Source organism: Planctomycetota bacterium, from assembly GCA_026387035.1.
In the GTDB taxonomy this organism is placed as follows: domain Bacteria; phylum Planctomycetota; class Phycisphaerae; order FEN-1346; family FEN-1346; genus JAPLMM01.
Genome location: JAPLMM010000257.1, coordinates 1 through 11,183, shown reverse-complemented (window position 1 = coordinate 11,183; position 11,183 = coordinate 1). Strand labels below are relative to the sequence as shown.

Annotated in this window: 8 protein-coding genes; 4 read left to right on the top strand and 4 right to left on the bottom strand. The window is 66.8% G+C overall.

Annotation, left to right across the window (positions count from 1 at the left end; genetic code table 11):
* From NTX40_09805 to NTX40_09795, 3 genes are all read right to left on the bottom strand, one after another.
* A partial coding sequence (locus NTX40_09805; protein ID MCX5649371.1) for a phosphoribosylformylglycinamidine synthase subunit PurQ occupies window positions 1-175 on the bottom strand: 175 nt, incomplete at its 3' end.
* Between the two features lie 45 nt (window positions 176-220).
* Window positions 221-2,977 (bottom strand): phosphoribosylformylglycinamidine synthase subunit PurL, encoded by a 2,757-nt coding sequence (gene purL, locus NTX40_09800; GenBank protein MCX5649370.1) that lies wholly within the window; start codon window positions 2,975-2,977, stop codon window positions 221-223.
* A 2-nt stretch (window positions 2,978-2,979) separates the two neighbouring features.
* On the bottom strand, window positions 2,980-3,849 hold the full coding sequence (locus NTX40_09795) for a prephenate dehydrogenase (protein MCX5649369.1): 870 nt from the start codon (window positions 3,847-3,849) through the stop codon (window positions 2,980-2,982).
* A 240-nt stretch (window positions 3,850-4,089) separates the two neighbouring features.
* Here NTX40_09795 and NTX40_09790 point away from each other — a divergent pair, with 240 nt between their 5' ends.
* From NTX40_09790 to NTX40_09775, 4 genes are all read left to right on the top strand, one after another.
* On the top strand, window positions 4,090-4,941 hold the full coding sequence (locus tag NTX40_09790; GenBank protein MCX5649368.1) for a serine/threonine-protein kinase: 852 nt from the start codon (window positions 4,090-4,092) through the stop codon (window positions 4,939-4,941).
* Window positions 4,942-4,954: 13 nt separating this feature from the next.
* On the top strand, window positions 4,955-5,971 hold the full coding sequence (locus NTX40_09785; GenBank protein ID MCX5649367.1) for an acetyl-CoA carboxylase carboxyltransferase subunit alpha: 1,017 nt from the start codon (window positions 4,955-4,957) through the stop codon (window positions 5,969-5,971).
* Window positions 5,968-6,993, top strand: a complete 1,026-nt coding sequence (locus NTX40_09780; GenBank protein ID MCX5649366.1) for a thioredoxin family protein — start codon at window positions 5,968-5,970, stop codon at window positions 6,991-6,993. Before NTX40_09785 ends, NTX40_09780 begins: the two co-directional genes overlap by 4 nt.
* Before the next feature lie 154 nt (window positions 6,994-7,147).
* Window positions 7,148-8,533, top strand: a complete 1,386-nt coding sequence (locus NTX40_09775; GenBank protein MCX5649365.1) for a hypothetical protein — start codon at window positions 7,148-7,150, stop codon at window positions 8,531-8,533.
* 24 nt (window positions 8,534-8,557) lie between these two features.
* Here NTX40_09775 and uvrA read toward each other — a convergent pair.
* The coding region (uvrA, locus tag NTX40_09770) for an excinuclease ABC subunit UvrA (GenBank protein ID MCX5649364.1) at window positions 8,558-11,183 on the bottom strand (2,626 nt) is incomplete at its 5' end.

Here is an 11,183-nt window from a genome sequence, read left to right as displayed (position 1 = left end):
AGGAAAAGCCGCCGGGAATCGTCAGGATCTGGTATCGGCTGAGGCGCTTGGGATCCTCGATGAGGCGGTTGATGTGGACCCGCTCGGCGGTGGCGCCGGCTTTTTCCCAGGCTAACTGGGTCTCAATGTCGCAGTTGGTTCCGGCGGTCCGCAAAACTAACGCGCGAACGGGCATAATCGCTCCCGAATCATTCACGCCGCGCAAGCGCGGCGGCTAAACTTACCACGCCAACGGCGCTTTCCACGCATCTCGCAAGCGGTCACAGGCGGCTTCGACAACCGTTTTGCCGCCTAAACCGCGGACGACGAGTTGGCCGTTCTTCGTGACCTCGCCGACGCGCGCGCACGGGACGCCGGCCAGAGCCTTTTCGAACTCGGCCACCCGGCTGCGCGCGACCTCGACAAGGAAACGCGTCTGGGATTCGCTGAAGAGGATGCGGCCGTCGTCGTTCAAGGCGTCCTCGCGCGGCACGGCCGAGAGGTCGATCTCCAGGCCGAGGTCGGCGGCGAAGGCCATCTCGGCCGCAGCGACCGCGAGGCCCCCTTCCGAGAGGTCATGGCAGGCCCGGACGCAGCCGGCCGCGATGCCCACCAAATACACCGGGTTGCCGGCCTCCTTGAGGTCCATCGTCACGCACCGGCGTATGTCGTCCACCAGGCCGAGCGCGCTGATGAGGAGGGTCGGCGGGATGGCGATGGTCTCGGAATCGGTCGCGAACTCGTTATTGAGGCTGTCCTTGCCGCTGATGAAGGGCGTGCCGAGGGCAACGGCCACGTCGTAACACGCCTTGGCCGCCAGGACGAGCGACCCCAGGCGGTCGGGCTTCTCGCAGTTGCCCCAGCAGAAGTTGTCCAGCAGGGCGATGCGGTCGGGCCGCGCGCCGACGGCGACGACGTTGCGGACCGCCTCGTCGATGCCGGCCGCGGCCATCCAGTAGGGGTCCACGTCGCCGTACTTCGGGTTCATGCCGCAACCGACGGCCAGACCCTTCGTGGAGCCGAGGATGGGTGTGATGACGCACGCATCGCCGGGACCGTCTTCGCGGACGCCCTGAAGGGGCTTGATGACGGTCTGGCCCTGGACCTCGTGGTCGTACTGGCGGATGACCCATTCCTTGGAGCAGACGTTCCAACTGGAGAGGATGGCCAGCAGGTCGGCGGTGTAGTCGGCCTTCGGTTGCGTCTTCGGTTCCGGATGCTCGGGCGGGACCCACTCGGCGGACCGCTCGTAGCGCGGGGGGCCATCGTGGAGGAACTTCAGGTCGAGGTCGCAGACGAGGTTGCCCTCGTAGCGGAGGCGCAGCAGGCCAGAGTCGGTGAACTCGCCGATGACGGTTGCCTCGACGTCTTCGGAGGCGAAGAGGGCCAGGAGTTCGTCGGCCTTTTCCGGTTCGACGGCAAGGACCATGCGTTCCTGGGCCTCGGAGATCCAGATTTCGGTGTAGGAGAGGCCGTCGTACTTGAGGGGGACGCGGTCGAGGAAGACCTCGGCCCCGAGTTCGGCGCCCATTTCGCCGACGGCACTCGAGAGGCCCCCGGCCCCGCAGTCGGTGACCGCCGAATAAAGGCCGCGGTCGCGGGCCACCAGGAGCGTATCGACCATTTTCTTTTCGACGATGGGGTTGCCGATCTGAACGGCGTGGCTGAACTCCGAGCCGGTGGTGTGCGTCAACTCGCTGCTGGAGAAGGTCGCGCCGTGGATGCCGTCGCGTCCTGTGCGGCCGCCGACGACGACGATCTTGTGGCCGGCCTTGGGATGTTTGAAGCACTTGTCGCGCGGCATGAGGCCCAGGTTGCCGCAATACACGAGGCAGTTGCCGAGGTACCTTTCGTCGAAATAGAGGGCGCCGTTGGCGGTGGGGATGCCCATGCGGTTGCCGTAATCGCGGACGCCCGCCACGACCCCGCGCAGGATCCGCCGGGGATGAAGCACGCCGGGCGGCAATTTGTCGGCAGGGTAATCGGGCGGAGCGAAACAGAAGATGTCGGTGTTCAAGATGGGCTTGGCGCCGAGGCCGGTGCCGAGCGGATCGCGGATGACGCCGCCGATCCCCGTCGCCGCTCCGCCATAAGGCTCGAGCGCGCTCGGATGGTTGTGTGTCTCGACCTTGAAGCAGACGCACCACGGATCGTCGAACTCGATGATGCCGGCGTTGTCCTGAAAGACGGAAATGCACCAGGGCCTCGCAAGTTCTTTTGTAGCGCGGAAGACGGTGTTCTTCAAGAGGTTGTCAATCGTCTCGTCGCGCTTTCCGGGCCGGCGAAAACGGATGATCCCGCGCAGCGTCTTGTGGACGCAGTGCTCGGACCACGTCTGGGCGAGGGTCTCGAGTTCCACGTCGGTGGGGTCGCGGCCGAGGGACTTGAAATGCTCCTGGATGGCGCGCATCTCGCGGACGTTCAGGAACAGGCCGCCTTCGCGGCTGATTTTCTGAAGGCGTTCGTCGTCGGCCTCGGCCAGCGGAACCGTGATAACCTGGAAACGGTAGGGCGGTGCGTCGCGGAAGACGCCCGACACATCGTCCTTGAACTCGATGTCCTCGATGCAGGCGTTCGCGAGGACGGCCCGGGCGATGGTTTCGAGTTCGGCCCGCTTCGGCTTGCCGGCGAAATAGTACTTGCGTGCGGTACGGCACCGGCGGGCCTCGATGCCCATGTCGGCGATGGCCTGGAGGGTGCTCGTCGCCACGGGGTCCATGACGCCGGGCTTACGCCGGACGACGACGGTGGGGCGGGCGTCTTTGCCCTTGCGTTTTCCGTCGGCGAGGCGATAGCGCTCGACGACCGGGTCGGTCAGCAGTTCGCCGGCAATGCGTTCGACGTCCTTCGCAGGCGCCGCCGTATCGAGGTAAAAGAGCCGGGCGGATTCCACGGCGGTCACGGACTGGATGCCGAGGTCGCGGATCTGGCGGAGCACTTCCTGGCCGTGCACGTCGCGGGCGTGGTCTGTCAGTCGGACTTCGATCTCCCAGACCATGGTCACTGGCCTCTCTTCGGTTCGGACAGGCCCAGGTTCCCCCGGGCCCGGACGATGCGGTCGCGTCGCTGCTTGGCTTGGTCGAGAAGCGCCTCGACGCGCCGGGCGTCGCGTTTCGAGAGCGCCGTGCGGAACGCGGCCAAGGCGCCCAGGGCCCGCTCGATCGCCGCGGCCACCTCATCGGCGTTCGAGAGGAGGATGTCGCGCCAGAGGGGCGGGTCGCCCGAGGCCACGCGGGTCGTGTCCGCCCAGCCGGGGCCGACCAGCGGTTCCGCCTCGCCGGAGACGGCCTGCACGAGGACCGAGGCGACGACGTGCGGAAGGTGGCTCACCTCGGCCAGGAGGCAATCGTGGACTTCGGGCGAAAGCGTCCGGACGACCATGCCGACGCCTTCCCAGGTGGCGACGATGCGCTTCAGGGTGTCGGCGGGGGTGCGATCGGTCGGCGTGACGACGCAGGTGGCGCCCTGGAAAAGGTCTTCGCGGGCGTGAACGATGCCGCGCTGCTCGCTGCCCGCGATGGGGTGGCACCCGACAAATGCGCTTGGCGCCCGAACCAGAGGCTCGAGCGAGGCAACGACCTCTCGCTTGGTGCTTCCGACGTCGATGACCACAGCCCCCGGCTCGAGGCCGGGAACGGCACGCTCCAAAATTTCGGCGAACTTGCCCACCGGGGTGGCCAGGACGACCAGGTCGCTCCCGCCGACGCCGGCGCGGGGGTCCAGCGAGGTTTCGTCGGCGGCGCCGCAGTCGCGGGCGGCCTGGAGGCTGGGCTCACGGTACCCGACGCCGACCACGCGGCGGGCGAGCCCGCGCTTCTTCAAGGCCAGGCCGAGGCTGCCGCCGACCAAGCCCACTCCGATAATAGTCACCTGGTTCCAGGGCGTCATGTGCGAGGGCAATGGTTGGGGTCCCGACGGCTCGAACCACGACACGTTGCCCCACTCTAGAGGTGGGCGCGGGGCGGGTCAATAGATTTTTGGGTTGCCGATACCAGTGGCCGGCCGATAGACTCCGGGTTCAAAAGAGAGGCGGGAATCGCGTGCGGCCACTGCGTGGGTGGGTTTTCGCCGCGCCCGCGAACGTGGTTCACGTCAGTCGCGCAGGCTGCCATGTCGCAAATCATCGGCGGGTTCCAACTCGTGCGCAAGGTGGCGGAATCACACAGCGCCGAGATCTTCCTGGCGATCCGGCTCGCGGGGAAGGGGCGCGGCGGCGAGTACGCGCTGAAGGCCCTGCGGCCGCAGTTCGCTCACGACCCTCTGTACCGCGGGTACCTCGAGACGGAGTACCGCGTTTGCTCCGGGCTGGAGCACCCGAACCTGGTGCGGATTCTCGAACTGGAACTGAACGACGTTCGGCCGCACCTGATCATGGATTTCATTCCGGGGCGTAGCCTCCAGATGCTTCTGAGGCGAGGCCGGCCGAGCCTCCTGCAATCGCTCGCGTGGCTGGGGCAGGCGGCCGACGGGTTGGCGTACTTCCACGAACTCGGGTATCTCCATCGCGACGTCAAGCCGCAGAACATCATCGCCGCCGACGAGAGCCCGGTGCGGGTGATTGATTTCGCGCTGGCCCGCCGGCAGGATGCGACGCCCCTGCGCCACATGATGCGAAAGTGGTTCGAGCGCCGCCGGCCGGGCACGTGGTCCTACATGTCGCCGGAACAGATTCAGAACGACCGGCTGACGGGACAGTCGGACGTGTACAGCCTGGGTGTGACGCTGTACGAGTGCCTCACCGGGCGGGTTCCCTTCGCCAGCCACAGGCCCCAGGACCTCCTGGACCAGCACGTGCGGGCGCCCGTGCCGACCGTCCGCTCGCTGGATCCCGACGTGCCGCTTCAGGTGGACGACTTCGTTCAGGCGATGCTGGCCAAAGACCCTCTTGACCGCCCGCAGGGGATGGGGTATGTGAGTGCGATGCTGCGGGCCCTGGCAGAGGCCTACGGCCGGAAGGGATAGGGGTGCTGGACGCATGGCCCGGATGACCCTGGAATTCGAAAAACCGTTCGCCAAGCTCGAAGAGCAGATCCACAAGTTGGAGGAGCAGCAGCGCACTCGGGGCATGGACCTGAGCGCGGAAATTCGCGACATCCGCAAGAACCTCGTGGCGATGATCCGCAAGAAGTACGAGTCGCTGACCCCGTGGGAGGTCGTCCAGGTGGCGCGTCATCCGGATCGGCCTCAGACGATCGACTATGTCGAAGCCTTCGTCAAGGACTTCAAGGAGTTGCACGGCGACCGGCTCTTCCGGGACGACCGGGCCATTGTATGCGGCCTGGGCCGGATCGGCGGCGAGCGGGTGATGATCGTCGGTCACCACAAGGGGCGTGACACGCGCGAGAAGGTGGCGTGCTTTTTCGGCTGCGCCCATCCCGAGGGATACCGCAAGGCCCTGAGGTGCATGCGGCTGGCGGAGAAGTTCCACGTGCCGATCATCGCTTTCATCGACACCCAGGGCGCGTATCCGGGGATCGGCGCGGAGGAGCGCGGCGTCGCCGAGGCCATTGCCGTCAACCTCCGCGAGATGAGTTGCCTGCGGGTCCCGATCGTCGGCATCGTCATCGGCGAAGGCGCCTCGGGCGGGTACGTCGGGATCGGCGTCGCGGACCGCCTGCTGATGCTCGAGTACGCCTATTGCAGCGTCATTACGCCGGAGGGGTGCGCGGCGATTCTGTGGCGGACGGCGGCCAAGGCGCCCGAGGCCGCCGAGGCGCTTCGGTTGACGGCCGCGGATGTGAAACGGTTCGGCGTCATCGAGGAGATCGTTCCGGAACCGCTCGGCGGGGCGCATCGTAACCCGCGAGAGATGGCCATCACGCTGGAGCGGCGAATCGGCCGGCACCTGAGGGAACTGAAGCAGCGGCCTCTCGATGAACTGCTGGCGGAGCGCTATGAGAAACTTCGCCGCGTCGGCGTCGTGGCCGAGGCGGCGGCGGGGTCCGTCGCCCCGGGGCAGGAGGGGGCCGCCCAAGGACCGCCGGCCTCGTGATCCCCGATTCACTCGACCTGGGAGGCTTTCGGGTGCACCGCGCTCTGGGAGGCTGGTTGGGCTTAGCGGTGTTGGCGGGTGCCATCGCCGCCCCGGCGGCCGAGGCGCCCAAGTCCCAGGGCCAGCCGAAGGCCGAAACGCCCGCCATCCAACCCGATTGGCGGAAAGACCTCGACTCGGCTTTGAAAGAGGCCGCCGCCTCCGACCGCGTTGTCCTCATCTACTTCCACGCCGACTGGTCCCAGCCCTGCGAGTGGATGAGCCGCGGCTGCTTCGGCAACAAGCCGATGGTGACGTTCATTTTCCGGCACTTCGTCCCGCTGCGCGTGGACGACACGAAGGAGGCGAGCCCGGTCAGCCAGAGGTTCGGCATCCGGGTCTATCCGAGCGTCCTGTTTCTCCTACCCACCGGCGAGACGCTGCACCTGGCGATGGGACCGCGTAAGCCCGAGGAGTTTGCCAACCTGCTGAACCAGGTCCGTCTGTTTCCCGAACTCCTGCGGGCCCAGAAGAAGGCGCCGAACGATCTGGAGGCGAATTTCGCCCTTGGCAATGCCTTCGCCCTGCTCAATCAACTTCGCCGCGCGGCGCCTTACCTGGAACAAGCGGCCGAACTCGACCCCGAAAACAAGCACGGGCGCCGCAGCCAGGCCAGACTCATCCTCGCCATGGTGCCGCTCGAGGACGGCAACGCGGCCGCCACCCTCGACAACCTCGCGGCGTATCTTCTCGACTTCCCCGACGCGCCGGAGGTCCCGACGGCCATGTATTACGTCGGCACGGTCTTCTACGGCGAGAAACGGTATGGCGAGGCGCGCGAGGCCTTTGCGGAACTCCAGAAGCGCTTTCCCCGGCATCCCATGACGTATAAGGCCGACAAGGCCGTCGAGTACATCGACGGCCTCCTGCGTGCGGCAGACGATGGCCAACCCAAGGCGCCCGGAACCGAGCCCGAACCGAAGCACGCCCTGCCCGAAGAAGAGCCGCCTGCCACACAAGGCCGAATGACGAAACCCGAATGACGAATCAAACAGCAAGACCGAATGACGAAGGCGGCGGAACCGCATCGCACAGGTTCCACGGCCCCTCACGGGTGCCTCTTCGTCATCCGGGCCCGTCCGCCGTGAATGTGGCGCCGAAGGCCCCGGCGAATCGCAAGCGAAAAGGAGAATGGCCGTGAACCCCTTCAAACTCGTTCGCAATCTCCTCAAGGCCCTGCGCGGCGGAGCCTCGTCGCGACAGATCTTCCTGGCCGTGTTCCTCGGGTTTGCCGCCGGCATGATTCCCGGTGTGAACCTGACGGTCCTGACGATGGTGGTGCTTCTCCTGCTGCTCAACACGAACGGTGGCCTGGCGGGCCTCTCGGCCATACTCGCCAAGGCCCTCTGTGTGCTGCTGGCCCCGGTTACCTGCCACCTCGGCTACTTCATGATGCACTCGCTCGGCCTGGTGAGCCTGGTCCGGGCCACCGCCGACGCGTCGGTGTTCGCGCTGCTGGACCTGCACGTGTACGCGTTGCTGGGGGCCTTGCCGATCATCGTGGTGGTCGGCGGCGGACTGGCGCTGGGCGCGACGCTGGCGATCCACAAGGCCCAGGCTCGCATCCGCATGGCCTCCGAGACGAGCGAGGGCCTCCGGAAGGCCCGCGAGAACCCGGTTGTCCGGCTGCTCCTCTGGGCGGCGCTCGGCAAGAGAAGACCCGCCGACGAGGACATGGCGGCCTCGGCGCCGCTCCTGAAAAAAGGGCGGCTCGTGGCGGGCGGCGTCATCCTGATCCTGGTCGTCGCCTTCCAGGCGCTGTTCCTGGACCGACTGGCCCGACAGGGCATTGAGGCCGCCGTCGCCCAGGCCACCGGCGCCGAGGTCAACGTCGGCAAGGCCGACCTTTCGCTCCTGTCGGGACGGCTCGTAGTCGAGAGGCTCCAGGTGACCGACGCCGCGCGGCCGACGCACAACCAGGTCCAGGCCGACCGCATTGTCGCGGACGTGAGTCTGGCGGACCTCTTGGCGCGGCGGTTCGTCCTGGACTCGGTCGAATGCTACAACATGCGCCTGGACGTCCAGCGCGCCGTGCCCGGCCAAGTGTACCGCGAGCCGGCGTCGAAGGAGCCGGTCCTGCCGCCCCTGGACGTCGGCAGCCTTGGAAAGGTCAAGGCGTACTATGAGCAGGCCAAGCGCCTGAACGAGAAGATCCAGAAACTTAAGGAGTTCCTTCAGTCCGACGAGTCCGCCAGGAGGGCGCCCTCGAAGGACGACCTGGAGGAGGAGGCCCGGCTTCGCGGCTACCTCAGGCTCTCGGCCCAGGAATACCTTACGCGGCATCCGACGTGGGTCGTCCGCAACTTGAAACTCACCGGCGTCAAGGTCCACGAGGACCTGCCGGGCGTCACGATCGAAGGGCACAACCTTTCGAGCCACCCCTCGCTATATCCGGAGAAGATGGAAGTGAAGGTCTATCCGGAGGAAAGCGTTCTGGAAGGCCTGAAGAAGGGACTCTTGGACAAAGGCACGGGCGAAAAGGGCCTCCTGGATGGCGTGAAAGGGTTATTCGGAAAGGATTGACGGTTCTGACCGCGAGGCCCTGCACTATCCTTTGCCCGCCAGGTGTCGCGCGAGGTACCGCCCCGTGTGGCTCTCGGGCGATCGGACAAGGCGTTCGGGCGGTCCTTCGGCGATGACGCAGCCGCCGGCGTCGCCGCCCTCTGGTCCAAGGTCAATAATCCAGTCGGCGCTCTTGATGACCTCGAAGTTGTGTTCGATGACGACCATCGTATTCCCCAGGTCCACCAGGCGCGCCAGAACGTCGAGAAGGCGCTGGATGTCGGCGAAGTGGAGGCCCGTGGTCGGCTCATCGAGGACGTAGAGCGTCCGGCCGGTGGAGTGCTTCCCGAGTTCGGCGGCGAGTTTGACGCGCTGGGCCTCGCCGCCCGAAAGCGTCGTCGAGTTCTGTCCCAGCGCGATGTAGCCCAGGCCCACCGCCTCCAGCGTCTCGAGTTGCCCGACGATGCGCGGAAAGTTCTCGAAAAACTGAAGGGCCTCGCTTACCCGCATTCCCAGCACGTCGGCAATCGTCTTCGCGCGGTACGTGATTTCGAGCGTCTCGCGGGCGTACCGGCTGCCGCGGCACTCGCTGCACGTGACGTACACATCGGGCAGGAAATGCATCTCGAGTTTTCTGACGCCTTGGCCCCGGCAGGTTTCACAGCGCCCACCCTTGACATTGAAACTGAATCGGCTGGGCCCGTAGCCCCGAACCTTCGCCTCGCGTGTCTGGGCGAAGACGCGCCGAATGTGGTCGAACACCTTGGTGTAGGTGGCGGCGTTGGATCGCGGGGTGCGGCCGATGGGGCTCTGATCGATCTCGATGACGCGGTCCACCTCGTCCGCCCCGGAGAGGCGTCGATAGATGCCGCATTTTTCGCGGCTTCCGTACAGTTTCCGCCGAAGCGCCGGCGCCAGCGTCTGCCCGACCAGGGTGCTCTTGCCCGAACCGCTCACGCCCGTGACGCACACCAGGCACCCCAGCGGAAACGCAACGGAAAGGTTTTTCAGATTGTTCTCACGGGCGCCGGAGATTCGGACGGCACGCCGGCAGTTGGCGCGGCGCCGCTTCGTCGGAATCGGAATCGCCATGTGGCGCGCCAGGTACCGCCCCGTCAGCGAGCCTTTGGAGGCGGCGATCTCCGGGACCGTTCCCTCAGCCACAATGCGCCCGCCGTGCTCGCCAGCGCCGGGGCCCATGTCCAGCACATGGTCGGCCGCACGGATCGTGTCCTCGTCGTGCTCGACGACGACGACGGTGTTCCCCAGGTCTCGCAGGCGCAGCAGGGTGTCGAGAAGCCGGCGGTTGTCGCGCGCGTGCAGGCCGATCGTCGGTTCGTCCAGGACGTAGCAGACGCCCACCAGGCCGCTGCCGACCTGCGTCGCCAGCCGGATCCGCTGCGCCTCGCCGCCGGCCAGAGAATCGCTCGAACGGTCGAGCGTCAGGTAGCCGACGCCGACGCCCATCATGAACCGCAGGCGGTTGCGGATTTCGGCAACCACTTGGCGCCCGATCGTTTCCTTCTCGCCTTCCAGGTGAAGGGAGTCGAAGAAGCCGGCGGCTTCGGTCACGCTCAGGGCGCAGATTTCGTGGATGGCTTTGCCGCCCACCGTGACGGCTCGCGCCTCCGGCCTGAGGCGCGCCCCCCGGCAGGCGGGGCAGGGCTGCTCGCTCATGAACTGTTCGAGCCACCGCTGGACCGACGCCTTGCGGTTCTTTTCGTCCAGGCGCTGGAGGCTGGGGATGACGCCTTCCCATGGCTCGGCTGGGCGCCCGGTGGGTTCCCGCGTGCGGTCGGCGTTCGGCGTTCCCCCGTGGAGCAAGGCGTCGCGGGCGCGCTTCGGAAGTTTGCGGAAAGGCGTCTCGGGGTCCACATTGAAATCGCGGATGAAGCGGGCGAGCGCCTCCTCGTAGAACGACCGGTAGCGGTGCGGGCCTGCCTTCCAGGGCGCCAGCGCCCCGGCCGCCAGCGAGAGGTCCGCGTCGGGGACGATGAGATCCTCGTCGAACTGCTGGACGGCCCCAAGGCCGTGGCAGGTCGGGCAGGCCCCGTAGGGGCTGTTGAAACTAAAGAGGCGGGGCGAGAGTTCCTCAAAACTCAGGTTGCAGCGGACGCACGCGTACCGCTCACTGTAGAGCGTGTTCTTCCAGTTCCCCGCCGCCGACTCGTGGCTCACGAGCACCAGGCCGTCGCTCATGCGGAGGGCGGTCTCGACGGAATCGGCCAGGCGGTTTCGGGCGGCCTCCTTCGCCACCAGGCGATCGACGACAGCCTCGATCGTGTGGCGCCGCCCCTTGGCGAGCCGAGGAACGTTCTTCAGTTCATACATCTGCCCGTCGATTCGGACGCGCACGAAACCGTCCGCCACGACTCCACGGATGACCTCCTTGTGCTCGCCGCGCTGACCGCGCACCAGCGGCGCGAGCACCATGAGGCGCGTGCCCGGCGGGAGCCGCAGCACGCTCTCGACGATCTCCTCGGGACCCTGTGGACGGATCGGCCGGCCGCAACGCGGGCAGGCCGGCGTCCCCACCCGCGCGAACAAAAGGCGCAGATAATCGTGGACCTCTGTGACCGTCGCGACGGTGGAACGCGGGTTAAAGCCGGTCCGGCGCTGCTCGATGGCGATGGTCGGCGGAAGACCTTCGATGGCGTCCACGTCGGGCTTT